Origin of the sequence: Methylomonas methanica (genome assembly GCF_001644035.1) — a bacterium.
Taxonomy (GTDB): Bacteria; Pseudomonadota; Gammaproteobacteria; order Methylococcales; family Methylomonadaceae; genus Methylomonas; species Methylomonas methanica_A.
The window spans coordinates 117,061-134,433 of sequence record NZ_LUUG01000093.1 but is presented as its reverse complement, the minus strand read 5'-3'; the positions used below and the strand labels follow the sequence as shown (position 1 = coordinate 134,433).

At 53.5% G+C, this 17,373-nt stretch carries 14 protein-coding genes and 1 pseudogene; 6 read left to right on the top strand and 9 right to left on the bottom strand.

Annotation, left to right across the window (positions count from 1 at the left end):
* Positions 1-213 precede the first annotated feature (213 nt).
* Positions 214-1,179, top strand: a complete 966-nt coding sequence (locus tag A1332_RS17375; protein ID WP_064009696.1) for a VacJ family lipoprotein — start codon at positions 214-216, stop codon at positions 1,177-1,179.
* 267 nt (positions 1,180-1,446) lie between these two features.
* Here the strand turns inward: A1332_RS17375 and A1332_RS17370 are convergent, their stop codons facing one another.
* The 4 genes and pseudogenes from A1332_RS17370 to A1332_RS17355 form a co-directional block, all read right to left on the bottom strand.
* Complete coding sequence (locus A1332_RS17370) at positions 1,447-1,758, bottom strand: YdhR family protein (RefSeq protein WP_064009695.1); 312 nt, start codon at positions 1,756-1,758, stop codon at positions 1,447-1,449.
* 43 nt (positions 1,759-1,801) lie between these two features.
* Positions 1,802-2,536, bottom strand: coding sequence for an SDR family NAD(P)-dependent oxidoreductase (locus A1332_RS17365; protein WP_064009694.1), 735 nt, complete (start codon positions 2,534-2,536; stop codon positions 1,802-1,804).
* Positions 2,536-2,796 (bottom strand): annotated as a pseudogene (locus tag A1332_RS17360) (carbonic anhydrase); the annotation flags it as partial. The gene A1332_RS17365 and the pseudogene A1332_RS17360, both read right to left, overlap by 1 nt.
* Positions 2,797-2,805: 9 nt before the next feature.
* Positions 2,806-3,459 carry a DUF938 domain-containing protein gene (locus A1332_RS17355; RefSeq protein WP_064009693.1) on the bottom strand — a complete coding sequence of 218 codons (654 nt, stop codon included), beginning with the start codon at positions 3,457-3,459 and terminating at the stop codon, positions 2,806-2,808.
* A 226-nt stretch (positions 3,460-3,685) separates the two neighbouring features.
* Here A1332_RS17355 and A1332_RS17350 point away from each other — a divergent pair, with 226 nt between their 5' ends.
* Both A1332_RS17350 and A1332_RS25390 read left to right on the top strand, forming a co-directional pair.
* Entirely contained in the window at positions 3,686-5,236 is a 1,551-nt protein-coding gene (locus A1332_RS17350; protein WP_064009692.1) for a sigma 54-interacting transcriptional regulator, read from the top strand.
* A gap of 170 nt (positions 5,237-5,406) precedes the next feature.
* The gene (locus A1332_RS25390) at positions 5,407-5,559 is read left to right on the top strand and encodes a hypothetical protein (RefSeq protein WP_157204041.1); all 153 of its coding nucleotides are present in this window, start codon (positions 5,407-5,409) and stop codon (positions 5,557-5,559) included.
* 62 nt (positions 5,560-5,621) lie between these two features.
* On the opposite strand, the gene A1332_RS17340 is transcribed toward A1332_RS25390, so the two are convergent.
* The 5 genes from A1332_RS17340 to A1332_RS17320 form a co-directional block, all read right to left on the bottom strand.
* A complete protein-coding gene (locus A1332_RS17340; RefSeq protein ID WP_064009690.1) occupies positions 5,622-8,726 on the bottom strand; it encodes an error-prone DNA polymerase in 3,105 nt (1,034 codons plus the stop codon).
* Complete coding sequence (locus A1332_RS17335) at positions 8,710-10,200, bottom strand: Y-family DNA polymerase (protein ID WP_064009689.1); 1,491 nt, start codon at positions 10,198-10,200, stop codon at positions 8,710-8,712. Before A1332_RS17335 ends, A1332_RS17340 begins: the two co-directional genes overlap by 17 nt.
* Before the next feature lie 7 nt (positions 10,201-10,207).
* Positions 10,208-10,822 carry a translesion DNA synthesis-associated protein ImuA gene (gene imuA, locus A1332_RS17330; protein ID WP_064009688.1) on the bottom strand — a complete coding sequence of 205 codons (615 nt, stop codon included), beginning with the start codon at positions 10,820-10,822 and terminating at the stop codon, positions 10,208-10,210.
* Entirely contained in the window at positions 10,819-11,436 is a 618-nt protein-coding gene (gene lexA, locus A1332_RS17325) for a transcriptional repressor LexA (protein ID WP_064009687.1), read from the bottom strand. Before lexA ends, imuA begins: the two co-directional genes overlap by 4 nt.
* A 278-nt stretch (positions 11,437-11,714) precedes the next feature.
* The gene (locus A1332_RS17320) at positions 11,715-12,521 is read right to left on the bottom strand and encodes a response regulator (RefSeq protein WP_064009686.1); all 807 of its coding nucleotides are present in this window, start codon (positions 12,519-12,521) and stop codon (positions 11,715-11,717) included.
* 153 nt (positions 12,522-12,674) lie between these two features.
* Here A1332_RS17320 and A1332_RS17315 point away from each other — a divergent pair, with 153 nt between their 5' ends.
* From A1332_RS17315 to A1332_RS17305, 3 genes are all read left to right on the top strand, one after another.
* Positions 12,675-13,238, top strand: a complete 564-nt coding sequence (locus A1332_RS17315) for a DUF447 domain-containing protein (RefSeq protein WP_064009685.1) — start codon at positions 12,675-12,677, stop codon at positions 13,236-13,238.
* Positions 13,235-13,921, top strand: a complete 687-nt coding sequence (locus A1332_RS17310) for a (5-formylfuran-3-yl)methyl phosphate synthase (RefSeq protein ID WP_064009684.1) — start codon at positions 13,235-13,237, stop codon at positions 13,919-13,921. Before A1332_RS17315 ends, A1332_RS17310 begins: the two co-directional genes overlap by 4 nt.
* Before the next feature lie 123 nt (positions 13,922-14,044).
* Positions 14,045-17,350, top strand: a complete 3,306-nt coding sequence (locus A1332_RS17305) for an EAL domain-containing protein (protein ID WP_064009683.1) — start codon at positions 14,045-14,047, stop codon at positions 17,348-17,350.
* Positions 17,351-17,373: the final 23 nt, after the last annotated feature.

The window sequence follows — 17,373 nt, the reverse complement described above, 5'->3', positions numbered from 1 at the left end:
TGGGTTTAGTCTAGCCAAATATGCCGGACGCTGCGTAGATTTAAAGCTTGGTGGTGGAATTTCCGTGCAGAGCATGGAACACTGCAAAAAACGCGTAGCGAGACGACGACAAGGGCTATAATAGCGAATCGATTCTTTAATGTAAGGGCGGCTTAAGCCTTAACCCTAAATTTAAAGCTTCCAGAAACAATATACTTTCAGGATTTTTAAGCGATGTTTACCCAATTGCATCCAGGCAAAGACCGGGCACTTTTGATCGAAGTGTGTTTATTGACAAGTGCACTGCTGATGCCCGGATGCGCGAGTACCGAAAAGCGTGACGAGCTATCGGTTTATGAGGCGGGCCATGCCGATCCTTACGAGGGATTTAACCGGTCTATGTACGGGTTTAATATGACGCTGGACAAATATTTTTTTAAGCCGGTTTCTGATGGTTATAAATTTATTACGCCCGATTTCATGGAAACTGGCGTCAATAATTTCTTTACCAACCTGAAGGGCATTAATGTAGTGTTGAACGATGTGCTTCAAGGTAAATTCCAACAGAGTGCTTCGGATGCCGGACGCTTTTTAACCAATACCACCGTCGGTGTGGGTGGATTGATCGACGTCGCCAGCGAAGTCGGGTTAAAACACAACGTTGAAGATTTTGGGCAAACCTTGGCCGTGTGGGGAGTCGGGCAGGGCGCGTATTTGGTGTTGCCGGTTTTTGGGCCTACCACTATTCGTGATGGTGGTGCGGGTATCCTCGATAGAGCCGCTAACCCAGGTACCTACGTGCCCGGCACCGGCATTCTCGAGGGGATTAATGATCGCGCAAACGCCGAAGGGGCATTGAACTTTATCAACGAGGCCGCTTTAGACCCTTACGTATTTACCCGGGAATCCTTCCTGCAATACCGGCGTAATTTGGTCAACGACGGTAAAAACGACAGTGCGAGTTATGATCTGGATATTGATCCCACCGCTGACGTTTCGGCGGAACCGAAATCCAAAACCCCCGAGCTTGCTCAGCCATCGCTAGACACGACCAGTAAGGTTGAAGAGAGTCCGGCAGCATCCGCTGAGCCTGCTGTCGCCGCTACTAGCAATGTCACTGCCTTTGACAACATGTTGCAATCGTTTGAAGAAGCCTCGAACAAACTGGATCAATTAAGCAAACACAGACGCAGAAAGTGAACTGATTGGCAAGCTGCTTCAGCCGAGTTGCCTAACGCATCTTCAAAATCGTCTTTCGGCATACCCTCTGCGGCACAAGGGGGAATGCCGAAATTAAGACTTGGATAGCTCGAAGCTTGTAATCCATCGCATCTGGATACCCTTTTCCCTGCGGGTATGACGCACTTTTGAGTTTAGCTGAAGCAGCCTGTTGATCAGGCCCAAGTTTGTCGTTGCGTACTCGGATAATTCGGCGTGGGTTTGGTAGCCACTTGGTTTGACAGCCGCTTATTTCGTCGGATAAAACGGCGAATGCATACCGATATTGGCGTCTTGGGTGACATCACCGTCAAACAATTTCACCGACAGATTGCCGTTGACCTGTTTGGTAAACGGCAGCAACAAACCGTCGATATAATTTTGTGCATTTTCTAGCGAATCAAATTCATAAAAGCCGCCGACGGTTTTATTGTTAACGCCGCTTAACCAGGTTTTCGACTTTAACCCTGGATACTTTTTCATCTCGACATTGATAGCTTGCCAATCGATTTGCTCGAAAGGAATAGCGACTTGAAATTCCGCGTACAAAAATATTTTCATCAGTTAATCTCGTTAAGTAATTGAGTTATAGCCGGTTGCATGCTCAAAATGGCTCTTTAAAAGGTCTTAAATCCAGTTCATGCGTCCACGCGCTGGGATGTTGTTGGTGTATCGCCCAATAGGTTTGGGCGATGGCCTCCAGTTTTAACAAGCCATCCGCACCTTTGGCGGCGACGAACCGGGAAAACTGGCGGTGGGCGCGCTCGCCGTCAATCACGCCATCGATGATGGTATGCACCACATGAATCCCTTGCGGACCGAATTCGCGTGCCATCCCCTGTGCCAAGGCCCGGACAGCGGCTTTGGCGGAAGCAAACGCGGTAAACGGTGGTTTCGCACGTAACGACGCGGTGGCGCCGGTGAAAAACAAGCTGCCCTGTTGTTGCGGCAACATGTGCTTGATGGCCTCGCGACCGAACAGAAAAGCGCCGAGACTGTTTTGTTGCCACAAAGTGGTGAACATGGCCAGGTCGGTTTCCAGCAGCGGCGCGGCCAAATTACTATCGACATTGTAAGCAGCGATGTCCAAAATCCTGCCGCCCGCGGTGGCTGCTTCGAACAAGCGTTTTACGTCGCTTTCGCTGGTGGCATCAGCCACCACCGGGATAGCCATGCCACCCGCGTCGGCGATGGCGTCCGCCACCAGGGCTAGTTTCGCCGAACTGCGCCCGGCGATAACCACTTGTAAGCCTTCCGCCGCAAAACGCCGAGCCAACGCCGCGCCCAAACCCTGCAACGGACCAACGCCCAGCACCAGCGCCATTCTGTTCGTCGTCATCAGCTTGCCCGTCCGGCCTCGGTAGCGGCGGGTACTTCCAGCAAGCGCCCGGATTTAACGTCGTAAATAAAGCCGTACACCGGAATATCCGCCGGTACCAATGGATGAGATTTGATACGTACCACATCTTCCAAAACACTCTCCGTCTGATTGTTGATGGTTAACCAATTAATATGTTTGCCTTCTCGACAACCCGGACCTGCACAACTATCGTGCCAGTCTGTCACATCGACACTAGCGGTTTTCAGGCTCTTGCTGATCTATTCCTGTTACCCGCGGCCGAAAACTAAGGAAAAGTTATTGGCCGGCATGTCGATGATTTCTTTTAATACCATACCGTGACTAGCGGCGGCTTTTTTCAGATCGGCGACGTCTTTCAAACCCCATTCCGGCACGTCGTATGAGGACAGGGTGCTATGAAATTCGGCATTGGAATCGGTAGTGAAACTGCCTTCCACTTTGAACGGTCCGTAAATCAACAAAATGCCATCATCGTTAAGCAGATGCGACGCGCATTCCATCATGCCGTCGGCAATCGAAATCGGCGCCACTTGAAAAATATTGATACAGAAAATGGCGTCAAAACTACCTTTGTCGCCGGGGTTGAACCAAGTCTCTGGATCGGTCAAGTCCAGATGTACCGGGTCGGCGATGTTGTCGTTGCCGTGGTCGCCGGTCAATTTCTTGATGTTATCGAACACTTCCTGATCTTTATCAGTCGGCTGAAAGTGTAAGTGATCGAAATGCGGTGCGAAATAATTGATATGCATACCGCTGCCGGTGGCCATTTCTAAAACCCGGCCTTTGTCTTTGGGGAGTTTTTCTTTTAACACGCCCAAGATAGGTTCGCGGTTGCGATTGCCGGCCCAGGCTACATATTCGCTCAGCGGGTGCGGGTTCAATGGCGGTTTGTTGTCACTCATGATGATCTCCTCGAAAGATGTTTTATAGTTTTAGTGTTCAGCCAAGTTCACTGGCTGGTTGTGAAAACTGCCTACGGCGATTTCTGTTTGTAGTAGAGCAATCCGTGGGCCAATATTTTTAAAGGCTAGACGCTATAAAAATCATATGCTTAGAAAAACCCAATGGGTAGCGGAGTGAATTTGTGTTTCAATATGTGAAATCAAATTTCATTTTTTTAAAGACTTTATGAGCGGACACGATTTTTCCCAGATTTCGCCGGTGTTTTTCCTGCAAACCTTCATCTTGGAGCTGATGCATGCCAGCGAGCAGGAGGGCGGCGATTATTGCGAATCGCTGATCGAGCGCATCGCCAAGAGCGCCGGGCTGTATTTTGAGCAGACCTATCGGGATGAATATCAACGCCAAGGTGAATTGGGCAATGAAGAGTATATCGATTTGATTCTGGCCCTGAAAAATCATATCGGCGGTAATTTTTCCTTGGCCTCTGTCGAGGCTGGGACTATCACGGTAGTGAATAGCCGCTGTCCGTTCGGCGATGGTGTGACTAATTTTCCGGAGCTGTGCCGGATGACCTCCAGCGTGTTCGGCGGCATCGCTGCCCGTAATTTCGGCTATGCCAAAGTGGAAATTCGCCAAAGTATCGCCAAGCAAAACGGCGGTTGTGAAGTGTGTATTCACACCCGGCGCGATAGTGCGGTCGATAAGCCGGGTTTGGAATATCGGCGCGAAGATCAACCTGAAGAAAAACAAGAAATGGCGGCGCTGCATTCGCGCATAGAAGAACGGATGCGCAACGTCTGGTGGAGTTTGCCCAAACAACATGCCGCCAAACCGGCCCCGGCCATCATCGCCAAGTCGCCGGCGATGCAAAAAGTGCTGCAGCAAGTGGAAGTGATCGCCCCAACCAAGGCCACGGTGTTGATTAACGGCGAAACCGGCGTCGGTAAGGAATTGATCGCCCGGGCCATACACGCGATGAGCGACCGTGGTCATAAGCCGTTCGTGGCGATTAACTGCGGGGCAATTCCGGAAAGCCTGATCGAAAGCGCGTTATTCGGCCACGAAAAGGGTGCATTTACCGGCGCCATCGAAGTGCATCAAGGCTTTTTCGAGCGCGCCGAGGGCGGTACTTTGTTTCTGGATGAAGTGGATGCCTTGTCGCCAGCCGCGCAAACGCGCTTGCTGCGGGTGATTCAGGAAGGCGAGATGGAACGGGTCGGCGGCAAACACACCCTACATGTCGATGTGCGTATCGTCTCCGCCAGTAATCGCTCCTTGGAGCAACACGTCGAGCAGGGCTCGTTTCGGCAAGATTTGTTTTATCGCCTGAACGTGGTGCGGTTATGGATACCGCCATTGGCGCAACGCCCGGAAGACCTGCCGCATCTGGTGCAGTTGATTCTGAAACGCCTGAATGAAAAATACGGGAAAAACGTGCAGTCGGTCAATCGCGAGGTGATGGGGCAAATCCGCGCCTACGCCTGGCCGGGTAATGTCCGCGAGCTGGAAAATACCCTTGAGCGCAGTGTATTGTTCTGTAAAGGTAGTGAATTGACCCGTCTGGAACTGGATCAAAAACCACTTGTTACGACCGGCAACGACTGGAACGCACATAAGCAAAATCTGCTAAGTGATGCCGAACAGGTCTATCTGAAGCAAGCGATGCAAAGCCATCGCGGCGACGTCAAACAAGTTGCGGCCGCCATGGGGCTGACGTCAAGGGCGGTATACGGCAAACTAAAAAAATACGGGATTAACGCCGGCCAATTCAGATAGGTAAATCTTGCGTGGCGCCGACTGATATAGGTGTAGAGCAATCAATCGGTATCGGCCGAAAAATGTCATCCCAGCTAATGAAATTTTGAATATGCGGCGAAAACTGTCGAACTGGACAAGCTTGATTTTTGGCAATAAGCTGCCGATTTTTTAATACTCTGGGGCGAATCATGGATCCCACTTGCTATCGCGGCATGCCGAAATTCATCGGCGCATTTATCGATGCCTTATATCAAAATCCAACGCTAATGTTTGTTGCCATGGCGGGTGTAACGGCGTTGGCGGGGCTTTGGTGGTACAAAGCCAATAACAAAACGCAATAGACCGCGTCGGTTGAACGGTGGCCTTGATTGTATTCTCCGCATTGAAGGCATAGTTTGATGTTTTAATGAAAATCTCTGGATTTGCTCTCCAAATCGCCGATCCAGCTGCTCCAGTCCTCCAACTTCCCGGCCACCAGATGCAACACGCCGTCTTCTTGTTGGATGGTACCGGTTACCGATAACAAGCGAGCTTTCAGCAAGGGTTTGCGCTGAGCCAGCGCGGTGGCCGGCCAGACCACCAAATTGACTTGACCGGTTTCGTCTTCCAGCGTCACAAAGGTCACACCCGCTGCGGTCATTGGTCGTTGCCGGCAGATCACCAGACCGGCAACCTGGGCGATGCTGCCGTTGCGTCTTTGCCATAAGGAGGCGGCGGTGGTGACGCCATGGCGGCGCAAGCGTTCGCGCAGCAGGCCCAACGGGTGCTCGCGGAGTGTGAGCCGGGTGCTGGCATAATCCGCTAATACCTCTTGGCCAGATTTGGGAGTTTTTAATAGCGGTGTGGCTTCGGTGCTCTCCGCTATCCCGAATACCGGCGTGGCAGCTTCCACGCCGCCGGCGGCCCAAAAGGCGCGATGCCGGTTGCCGGCCAGACTTTTCAAAGCATCGGTCGCTGCCAAGTGTTCCAAGTCCTGTCGATCCAGACCGGCGCGCGCGGCAAGATCGGTAACATTGGCAAAGGCTTGTCGGCCTCGGGCTTGGACAATTTTGATCGCCGCTGTTGCTGATAAACCTTTTACTTGATTAAAACCTAAACGTAAGGCGGGCGCGGCGTTGGCGGGAAGCTCCAATGAACATTGGCTTTGACTGGCTTGTACATCCACCGGCCTTACCTCCACGCCATGGCGGCGAGCATCCTGCACCAGTTGAGACGGGCCGTAAAAGCCCATTGGTTGGCTATTCAACAAAGCGCAGCAAAACGCCGCCGGATGATGGTGCTTCAACCAAGCGGAGACGTAAGCCAGCAAAGCAAAGCCGGCCGAATGCGACTCCGGAAAACCGTAATCGCCAAAGCCTTTGATTTGCTGAAAAATCCGCTGGGCGAATTCTTGGCTATATCCTCGCGCCCGCATGCCGTCCAGCAATTTGCGTTCGAATGGCTCCAGGCCGCCCTTGCGTTTCCAGGCGGCCATGGCTCGGCGCAGTTGATCGGCTTCGTCAGCGCTAAAACCGGCGGCGACCATGGACAGCTGCATGACTTGTTCTTGAAAAATGGGAATGCCCAGCGTGCGTTCCAACACGGCTTTTACTTCTGGGCTCGGATAATCCACCGGTTCTAAGCCTTTACGTCGAGCTAGATAGGGATGCACCATCTCGCCTTGAATCGGGCCGGGACGGACGATGGCGATTTCGATAACCAGATCGTAATAATTTTCCGGCTTCAAGCGCGGCAACATGGTCATTTGTGCCCGGGATTCGACTTGGAACACCCCGATACTGTCGGCTTGTTGCAACATGGCGTACACCGCCGGGTCTTCGGCGGGAATATCGGCCAGGGTCCAGGTGCGGCCGGTGTATTCGCCAAGATAGACTAAGGCTTTGCGAATCGCGCTGAGCATGCCCAGCGCCAGCACGTCCACCTTCAACAGGCCCATTGCTTCCAAATCGTCTTTTTCCCATTGGATCACAGTGCGGTCGGCCATCGCCGCATTTTCCACCGGCACCAATCTTGATAATTCGTCGCGAGCGATCACAAAGCCGCCGACATGTTGCGACAGATGGCGCGGAAAGCCTTTGATTTGCTGAACCAGCACGGCCAAGCGTTGCACGATGGGGCTGTCCGGGTCGAAGCCGCATTCTTTTAAAGATTCCGGCATTAGCTGATAGCCATCCCAGCGATCCACGCTATCGGCCAGACGTTCCACCTGAGCCAGATTCAGGCCCAAGGCTTTACCGACATCACGCACCGCGCTGCGCGTCCGGTAAGTAATCACCGTAGCGGCCAAGGCCGCGCGATGCCGGCCATATTTTTGATAGATGTATTGAATCACTTGTTCGCGGCGCTCGTGCTCGAAATCCACATCGATGTCCGGTGGCTCGTTGCGCTCGCGAGACAGGAAACGCTCGAATAACAGATTCATCCGGGCCGGATCGACTTCGGTGATGCCCAAACAAAAACACACCGCCGAATTAGCCGCCGAACCGCGGCCTTGGCAGAGTATGCCTTGTTCGCGGGCGTATCTGACGATGTCGTGTACGGTCAGAAAATAAGGTTCGTAAGCCAGGTCGGCGATCAGGGCTAGTTCGTGCTCGATTTGCTGGCTTACTTTTTCCGGCAGGCCGTGCGGCCAACGGTTTTGGATGCCGGCTTCGGTCAATTGCCGCAGCCACGTGGCGGGCGTATGACCGTCCGGCACCAGTTCTTGCGGGTACTCGTAACGTAATTCATCCAGCGAGAATTGGCAGCGTGCTGCGATAAGCACAGTTTGTTGCAACCATTCCGGCGGATAAAGTTCGGCTAAGCGGGGCAGCGGGCGTAGATGCCGCTCGCCGTTGGCGAATAAGGCGTAGCCCAGTTGCGACAGAGGTTGGCCGAGACGGATTGCGGTGAGCGTGTCCTGCAAGGCGCGGCGAGAGCGGTGGTGCATATGCACGTCGTTGCAGGCGACTATCGGGATGTCTAGTTGCCGGGCCGTGGCTTCGGCTTCTCGTAAACAGGTTTCGTCGTGGCCGGATAGAAAAAGGCCGATGCCTAGCCACAGGTTGCTGGCAAATAACTTGTTCAGCCAGCGGCCATCGTCTGCCTGGAATTGATCGTTGGCCAACCAGATCGCCAGACAGCCTTGCGGAAAGTGGCTGGCTAAATCGGTTCTAGTCAGGCTGTAGCTGCCTTTTTCAGCTTGACGGCGGGCGAGGGTGATCAAGGCGGACAGGTTGCCGTAGCTGGTTCTATCGGTGGCCAGCAAGACCAGTTTCAAACCGTCCTGTAGGACAAACTCGCTGCCGATGATAAGTTTAATCTTGTGTTTGCGGGCTGCCAGATGTGCGCGTACCACGCCGGCCAGTGAGCATTCGTCGGTCAGAGCCAAGGCTTGATAACCCAGCCGGGCAGCTTCCTCGACCAGCTCTTCTGGGAGTGAGGCACCGCGCAGGAAACTAAAGTTGGACAGGCAATGTAGTTCGGCAAAGCTGCTGTCCGGTTTGGTGGTTTCAGCCGAATAAACCATGTAGAAACCACTGCTGTTTGGCGTTTAAGTCGCGATAAACCCATAGCTTGCGGCCGCGCGCATCCTTGCCAATATAGTAGTCGCGGCGCATAGGTTGATCGTCCCACCAGCCCGATTCGATGCGTTCCGCTGCCGATAGTAGGCAAATATCGCCGAGCCGTAACGGGTCGGGATTAGGTAGCAGCCACAACGGCCGTAGCGGTAAACCAGGATTTGCGTTTAGCAGGCTTGGCGTATTGGCCATCGCCCGTTCCGGGCGATGGTCGGCTTGCGTTCCCGGAAACTTCAAAGCGTGATGGCCTAGTCTGGCTTGTAATTGATCCAAAACAGCTTGCCATTCCGTTTCGCTGTTAGGTTGTTCACTGTCGTCGAACAGGCTGAAGCGCTCCGGCTGAAACGGCGCTATGGCGTCGCTTTGCAAGCTAACGGCCAGCACCGGGGCCGGTAACGGCGAGCGTTCCAGCTTTTCGTACAGCAAGCCGCACCAGTGTTTAGGGGCGCGACTGCCGGCGCGAAAATCCAATGTTAAGCGAGTAGCGGGACGGTCATAATGGTGCAGTTGCAGGGAGATGCCTAGTGTTGTGGCATCGCGGTTTTTTAGAAATGCGGCAAATTCGCCGGCCAGTTGTTCGATAGCCGGAAAGAAATGTTCGATACGTTCCAGCTCGATCGGCATCTCTCTACTGGCCTGGAAGCGCGGCGGCCTATGGAAGGCCTGCAAAATTTGAGTTTGCTGGCCGGCCAGTCTATCCAGTTGTTGCAATAACACGGCGCCATAGCGCTTTGCCAGGCCGTCGCGCGGCAGTCTCCACAAGTCGGTGAGTTGGCGAATACCCGTGCGGAATAGCCGGTGTAAGATTTTATCGTCCAGCTCCAGAGCGGCGACGGGCAGCGGACCCAATGCCGAACGCAAGGCCTGGCGGTCCGTGACAATAGTTTCCAGGCTTAGTCTTGTCAGTAAGACGCTAGCGGTTGGGGACGGGCTAATGGCGATTAGCGGGCGATGCCTAATGGTTTGCAATGCCGTTCTTAGCTTATCTTGTAAGCGCTCTATGCCGCCGAATAGGGTCAGACAGGAACGAATTTCCAGCAGCAAGCAGTCCGGTTGATCCAGGCTGACCCAGGGGCTGAAATCCAGCGCAATTTCGGCTAGTTGCTGTAAAGCCTGGCGCTCGGCGAGCGGATCGCGGTTACGAATGCTCAAGCCGGGACACAGGGCTAATGCGGCAGCAGGGGCCATGCCCGGTTCGACGCCGGCTTGTTGTGCCGATTCCGATACCGTATACAAGCGAGTTTGGCCTTTGATTAGTGCCGAACAGGCGACGGCCTGATTTAAATCCAGATGCAGCGCTGCCAAAGCCAAGTCGGGAAAATACGCGCATAGCCAAAGTGGGCTATTGGCCGCGTTGGGTTTTACGAAGGTATCGACTCGGTCTGTCGGCGTTGGCGATAGCGCCCTAGCAGTTGCAGCCATCGTTTTCTTATAGCGGCAAGATTAATGACGCGCGTTGCAAACTGCCGCGCGCTTTCAGAATGTGTAAAGCCAGGCCGGTCTCCGCAGGTTTGATTTCCAAACGCAATGCCGTGTAACCGGCGCCGCTAGGTTGCTTTGGATAGAGCACTGCCAACGCGGAGCCGGCTTCGGCGGCCAGTTGTAAGCGGCGAATTTGATGATCGCTGAGCCGGCGCGGCCAGGCCAAGGCCATGCCGCAGCGGCCGCTACGCAGTAGTTTTTCCAGACTCCAGGGGATGTCTGCCTCTTGCCGGCAATCCACTACCAGGAGATAAGCTAAATCAATGCCGGCCTGTGCCAAGGCCGGTGCGTAAGCTTGCTGTGGCGGCGCGATCCAGGCTATCCAGCGTTTGGTTTGGGTGATATAGGACATAGCGGGCAGCAACAGACTTAACTCACCAATCCCCAAGCAGGGCGAGAATATCTCCAGCACGCCGCTCAGCGGCCAGCCGCCGCCAGGTAGCGAGGCATCGAGCTCGGCAAAGCCGGAAGGAATGACCGGCCAAGCTTGGTGTTCCGAATGCAAACCGCGCCAGATGCCGGTTTGCGAGCGCAAGAGTTGGTCCAAGGCGTTTGCATTCATAGCCCACTACGAATCACGCCGACCACCATGCCTTCGATTACCAAAGGCTCGCGTTGCAAATCCACTTCGATTACTCTGAAATCCGGATTGGCCGGTTCCAGATAAGCCATATGCGTTTTGCTGTCCATGCGCAGACGTTTTACCGTGGCTTCATCCTGAATGCGGGCCACGACGATTTGGCCGTTGCGAGCTTCCGGCGTGCGTTGCACGGCTAATAGATCGCCATCCAAAATGCCGGCATCGCGCATGCTCATGCCTTGTACGCGTAACAGATAATCGGCGCGGTTATCGAATAACTCCGGTCCCAGGCGGCAATAGCGCTCGATATGTTCTTCGGCCAGAATCGGCTGGCCCGCCGCCACTCGGCCGACCAGCGGCAAGCCTTGGTCGGGATTGGGGGGGGGGTTAAGTAGGCGAATGCCGCGCGATGCGGCCGGCACCAATTCGATTGCGCCCTTACGCGCCAAAGCCTGCAAATGGCCGCGAATGCTGTTGGTGGAGCGCACGCCAAAGGCAGCGGCGATTTCGGCGATGGTCGGCGGAAAGCCATCCTGTAGCAAAGTGCGCTCGATGAAGTTCAGGATGTCTTGTTGGCGGTCGGTCAGTGGTTTCATGCTGTTTTTATGGTTACTGCTTTTATGGGCAGTATAGTGCTGTCGGTCGTATTGACGCAAGCGGTCAGAACGGAAATAAACGCCCGCTTGTTTGGCTGGCGGCAGTGATAGCTTGGATTATGAATGGGTGTTAATTAGCTGAAGATATGCTCAAGCATTGGCCTAACAAGCGCTTACTTGTTATGGCGGAGGATAAAGGATAGGTAGCCGGTTTTAAGTCCTTAGAGGCTGGGATGGTTAAACAAGATAAAACGTAAGCAAGCCGATACTTGCACGCTTCAATCCGGTTCAAGCACCCGAAACAACATTTCCTTCACGGTCTGCGGATCGAAAGGTTTGTCGCAAATGGCCGAGACCCCGGCTTTATGCACATTGCTGAGGCGGGTTTCGTTTTCTTCGCTGGTGACCATCAAGATCGGTACGATGGAATTGCCCAAATCCTGGCGGATGGTTTTGATCAACTGCTGGCCGTCCATCACCGGCATATTGTAGTCAGTGACGATCAGGTCGAAGGCGTTTTGGTCTCGAGCGAATACATCAACGCCTTCCTTGCCGTCCTGGGCCTGGGTGATCTTGACGATGCCCATATTGTTCAACACTCGGCTGATGTGCTTGCGGGCCAGCGGGCTGTCGTCAACCACCAAGACCCGCACGTTTTCGATGTCGTAATGTTCCAGGCTGATTTCTTGCGGATCGATAAACTCGATAGTTGCCCGTAAGGCGTTTTTTAAATCGTCATGCGCAAACGGCTTGGGCAAAATCGCCACCACGCCGGCCTGACGGATGGTGTCGAGTACCGCGAAGCTGGATTCGCTGGATATCAGCATGAAGGGCACATGACTCAAAGCCTCGTCGCCGCGCAGATGTTCGACCAGTTCGGTGGCCATCATATCCGGCAGATACAGGCTGCTGATAATCAGATCAGGGCGATGATTGTGCAAGCTTTCCAGCGCCGCCTTAGCATTGGAAACCCCTTCGATTTTGGCAATTCCTTCGTCGCGTAAATGCTGCATGATGACTTTTAGCTGCGTGGTCGAAGGTTCGATCAGCAAAATCGATAAGTCGGCAATATCTATGGCGTGCATAAGCGTGTGGCCTGGTTAATGGTGATCGAAATTGCATCCTGCATGCGCCGGCTGGAAAAAAAATCCCTAAGGGTAGCCGGCGAGATTAAAATTGCGCGTTGGTTTGCCGGTAAACCGGCAACATTTCACGCTTCAGGATAGACCTAAACAACCATGATTCAAGAAACCCTCGTCACCACCGTCAATCTGCAAGGCGATACGCACATCGCGCCGATGGGGGTGCATGTTGAACAAGATCAATACATTATCCTGCCGTTTCGGCCTTCGACCACGCTGGATAATCTGCTGGCTAACAAAACCGCTGTCATCAATTATTGCGACGATGTGCGGATTTTTGCCGGTTGTCTGACCGGGCGTAGGGACTGGCCCTTATTGCCCGCCCAACAAGTCGCAGGGTATTATTTAGCCGACAGCTTGGCACATACCGAACTGAGCCTGGTCCGGATAGAAGACGACGACACCCGGCCGAAATTATTTTGCCGGGCCGTGCACACGGTCAACCATAAGCCGTTTCAAGGTTTTAACCGGGCGCAATATTCGGTGTTGGAAGCGGCGATATTGATTAGCCGGCTGGATAGATTGCCTTGGGAGAAAATTCAAGCCGAGCTGGATTATTTGCGCATCGGTCTGGATAAAACCGCCGGTGAGCGGGAACGGGAAGCCTGGGATTGGTTAATGATGGCTATCGAGCAACATCGCCGGGGAGTGCAAGTATGACCGCGATGTTAGCAAGCGTGAATAGTTTGGCCGAAGCTTTGTTGGTCGAAGCCGCCGCCGTCGATATTATCGATTTAAAGCAACCGGCTCGCGGGGCCTTGGGTGCCTTGGATGTTGCCGTGGTTGCCGAGATTGTCCGCCACTTGCATCCGGGTAGCTGTGTTAGCGCCACTATCGGCGATTTACCGATGCAGCCCGAATTGATCCTGCCGGCCGTGCAAGCCATGGCGGCTACGGGCGTGAATTATGTGAAAATCGGCTTTTTTCCGGGCGGCGACTGGCAGACCTGCATTGCGGGATTACAAACGCTTGCCGAGCACGGCGTGGCCTTGGTCGCGGTATTATTTGCCGATACCCGGCCGGATTTTTCGATTATCGATGTCTTAGCCAAGGCCGGTTTTCGCGGGGTGATGCTGGATACCGCCGATAAACAACTCGGTTCATTGACCCGGTTGATGACGCTCGACGAATTGCAGATGTTTGTCGATAAAGTCGCCAGTCTGGGCTTGCTAAGTGGCTTGGCAGGTTCCTTGCGCGCCGACGATGTAGCGGGTTTAGTGCCGTTAAGTCCGGATTATTTGGGATTTCGCGGCGCTTTATGCCGGGAGCATTCCCGCACCGCACAACTGGATGTCGCGCAAATCGACAAACTTAGACAACATTGGCGAGCTCTGGCGTATTGAATGCTCCTGCTGATGAATTGACAGTACCCATCGCACTATCGACAGAACATAACAATAACACTAGCCGCTAACAGACTTAAGTCTACATAATGTCGGCAGACCGGCAAACAGCAAGGGAACACTGTGGAGCAATATAGCGAACAAAACCAGGCCAGGCCTCTGCTTTGGACGGTGCTACTACTTTTACTTGCGCAGTTGCTTAGCTTGTATTTTCCGCTATCGGAATCCTTACGGCCGTTTTTCAGCCAATCCTTGGGCGTGCATACCTTGATGGAAGGTTTTTCCATCGTGATTTCCGCATTGGTTTTCGCCGTGGGTTGGAGCGTTTATCAAAAGGAAAACTCCGCCGGATTCATGATGCTGGCCTGCTGCTTCTTGGGCGTGGCGGTCCTCGATTTAATGCATACCCTGTCTTTCAGCGGCATGCCGGCCTTTATCACCGAAAGCGATCCGGAAAAAGCCATCGCTTTTTGGCTAATGGCCCGCGGCTTTGCGGCGCTAGGCTTAGTGATGGGATTGTGGGTGCCGAGTAGGCAAATAACACCGGTATCACGTTCGTTGATGTTGAGTGGTGTGCTGCTCTATATTGCCCTGAGTTGCTGGCTGGTGTTTTTCCATCAGGACTGGTTACCGCGGACCTTTGATGCAGTTCAGGGCTTAACGTCTTTTAAAAAAGCCTGCGAATATTTATTGGCCGGCGTCTATGCTCTCAGCGCCATCGGCTATTTACTCCAAGCCCGCCGACAACATTCCTATGATCCGGCTGGATTGGCCGCAGCGGCAGCTATCATGGCCATGAGCGAGTTGTTCGTGACCTTTTATGCCAGCGTGACCGATTTATATATTCTGCTCGGCCATGTCTACAAGGTGGTCGCCTATGGCCTGATCTACCGTTCGGTATTTCTCAATAGCATCCAACTGCCTTACCAGAGGCTATATCAAGCGCATCAGGCGCTGTCAGGCAGCGAAGCCAAATTTCACGCGATTATCGAAGAGTCGCCGATTGCCTATGCGCTGCATGATAGTCAGGGCAATATCAGTTATTTGAACTCGGCTTTTGTTAAAACCTTTGGTTATACCTTGGCCGATATTCCGACCTTGGCGGAATGGTGGTGGCATGCCCATCCCGAGGCCGAATATCGGCAGCAAGTCATCGCTAATTGGCATGGTTATCAGCGTGTCCCTCACTCTGCGGGCGAGTCCAGTCAAACTGGGGAATTGAAAGTGTGTTGCAAGGATGGTAGGTGCCGGATGGTGCTGATCGATATCGTCTTGTTGGGCGATAGCTTGGCAGGCAATCAATTACTGATTTTGCGCGACATTTCCGAGCGCCTGGAGGCGATGCATAAATTAGCCGACTCGGTAAACATGCTGCAAACCGTCATCAACACCATCCCCAGCCGGGTGTTCTGGAAAGACCTTAGTTACCGTTATCTGGGCGCCAATTTAGCCTTCAGTAAGGATGCCGGGTTGGATAGCCCCGCCGAATTGATCGGCAAGTCGGATGAGCAATTGGTTTGGCGAGATTTGGCGCACTTGTATCGAGCGGACGATAAACAGGTAATGGAGAGTAATACGGCAAAATTGAATTACGAAGAAACGCTATTAGGTCCGGCAGGTAAAACCATGCATTTGAGAACCTCACGGGTGCCCTTACGTAATTTGCAACAACAGACCATTGGCGTATTGGGCGTGTACGAGGACATTACCGCGCGGAAAAGCGCCGAAGAGGAAATGCAACTGGCCGCCTTGGTGTATTTGAACAGCAGCGAGGCGATGATGGTTACCGATGCCACGGGTACCATCATCACGGTTAATCCGGCATTCACCACGGTAACCGGGTATTCGGCGGACGAAGTGATAGGCCGCGCCTTTGTCGGCGGCAACACGGAGCATCATGATCAGGCTTTCTATAAAACTGTCTTGCGGGTTATCAATACTCATGGGCAGTGGGCCGGCGAAATCAGCGGCCGCCGCAAGAACGGCGAGGATTGCATACAGTGGGTAACCATCAATTCCATTCTGAATGAGAGCGGTGGAGTGCACCGACGGGTGGCCTTGATAGCGGATATTACCGACCGTAAAAAATCCGAGGAATTGATTTGGCGGCAAGCTAATTTCGATCCGTTGACTGGTTTGCCGAATCGGAATATGTTTTTAGATAGGCTCAATCAGGAAATCAAAAAGGCGTTTAGGCACGGTCAGCATGTGGCATTGATGTTTCTGGACCTCGACCGTTTCAAGGATGTCAACGACAGCATGGGCCACTTCATGGGCGATGTGTTGCTGAAGGAAGCGGCGCGGCGTATCAGCGGCTGCGTACGCGATTGCGACAGCATCGCCAGGCTGGGCGGCGATGAATTCACCGTGATTCTGGGCGAGTTGGATCAGGTCGATGGCGTGAACCGGATCGCCAGAAATATTTTACAGCGCTTGGCGGAACCGTTTCGTTTGGGAAACGAGACGGCTTATATCTCCGGGAGTATAGGCATTGCCCTGTATCCGGACGACGCGCTCGACACCGATTCATTATTAAAAAATGCCGATCAGGCGATGTACGCCGCCAAAAATCAGGGCCGCGACCGCTACCATTATTTTACTGCCCTGATGCAGCAGAACGCCCAGTTGCGCATGAGGCTGGCGAATGATTTGCACGGCGCGCTGGCCCGGCAGCAGTTTTTACTGCATTACCAACCGATCATCGAATTTGCCAGCGGCAGCATAGCCAAAGCCGAAGCCCTGCTGCGTTGGCAGCATCCGACGCTCGGAATGGTTAGTCCGGCCGAATTTATTCCGGTTGCCGAAGATACCGGGGTTATCGTCGACATTGGCGATTGGGTTTTCGACACCGCCGTGCGTCAGGCCAAGCAGTGGCGGCAACGCTATCATCCGGATTTCCAGATCAGCGTGAATAAATCGCCGGTGCAGTTCCGCAAGCAAGCCATGGAAGCCAATCAATGGATAGTATTGCTGCGGGAACTGGAATTACCAGGCCAGAGCGTGATTGTCGAAATTACCGAAGGCTTGATATTGGACGCCAGCAACAGCACGCGCGAGCAACTGCTGGCGTTTCGGGATGCCGGCATGCAGGTGGCTTTGGACGATTTCGGCACCGGTTATTCGTCTTTGGCCTATTTGAAAAAATTCGACATCGATTACATCAAGATCGACCAAGCTTTTGTTAGGAGTCTGGTGGCCGGCTCCAGCGACATGGCCTTGTGCGAAGCCATTGTAGTGATGGCGCACAAGCTAGGTATAAAAGTCGTCGCGGAAGGTATAGAGACCCAGGAGCAATACGATTTATTAAATCGAATGGGCTGCGATTACGGCCAGGGCTATTTAATTTCCAGACCGGTTCCGGCCGATCAGTTCGAACTACTACTCGACAAGGCTGTAACCCAAGCACCGGGCGGCGATCAGCGTATTTAGCCAATTACTAGGGCTAATGCTTT

What these genes read in the sequence shown, in the direction of transcription:
- A1332_RS17375 (WP_064009696.1), top strand. Translation starts at nt 214, where the DNA reads ATGTTTACCCAATTGCATCCAGGCAAAGACCGGGCACTTTTGATCGAA.
- A1332_RS17370 (WP_064009695.1), bottom strand. Translation starts at nt 1,758, where the DNA reads ATGAAAATATTTTTGTACGCGGAATTTCAAGTCGCTATTCCTTTCGAG.
- A1332_RS17365 (WP_064009694.1), bottom strand. Translation starts at nt 2,536, where the DNA reads ATGACGACGAACAGAATGGCGCTGGTGCTGGGCGTTGGTCCGTTGCAG.
- A1332_RS17355 (WP_064009693.1), bottom strand. Translation starts at nt 3,459, where the DNA reads ATGAGTGACAACAAACCGCCATTGAACCCGCACCCGCTGAGCGAATAT.
- A1332_RS17350 (WP_064009692.1), top strand. Translation starts at nt 3,686, where the DNA reads ATGAGCGGACACGATTTTTCCCAGATTTCGCCGGTGTTTTTCCTGCAA.
- A1332_RS25390 (WP_157204041.1), top strand. Translation starts at nt 5,407, where the DNA reads ATGGATCCCACTTGCTATCGCGGCATGCCGAAATTCATCGGCGCATTT.
- A1332_RS17340 (WP_064009690.1), bottom strand. Translation starts at nt 8,726, where the DNA reads ATGGTTTATTCGGCTGAAACCACCAAACCGGACAGCAGCTTTGCCGAA.
- A1332_RS17335 (WP_064009689.1), bottom strand. Translation starts at nt 10,200, where the DNA reads ATGGCTGCAACTGCTAGGGCGCTATCGCCAACGCCGACAGACCGAGTC.
- imuA (WP_064009688.1), bottom strand. Translation starts at nt 10,822, where the DNA reads ATGAATGCAAACGCCTTGGACCAACTCTTGCGCTCGCAAACCGGCATC.
- lexA (WP_064009687.1), bottom strand. Translation starts at nt 11,436, where the DNA reads ATGAAACCACTGACCGACCGCCAACAAGACATCCTGAACTTCATCGAG.
- A1332_RS17320 (WP_064009686.1), bottom strand. Translation starts at nt 12,521, where the DNA reads ATGCACGCCATAGATATTGCCGACTTATCGATTTTGCTGATCGAACCT.
- A1332_RS17315 (WP_064009685.1), top strand. Translation starts at nt 12,675, where the DNA reads ATGATTCAAGAAACCCTCGTCACCACCGTCAATCTGCAAGGCGATACG.
- A1332_RS17310 (WP_064009684.1), top strand. Translation starts at nt 13,235, where the DNA reads ATGACCGCGATGTTAGCAAGCGTGAATAGTTTGGCCGAAGCTTTGTTG.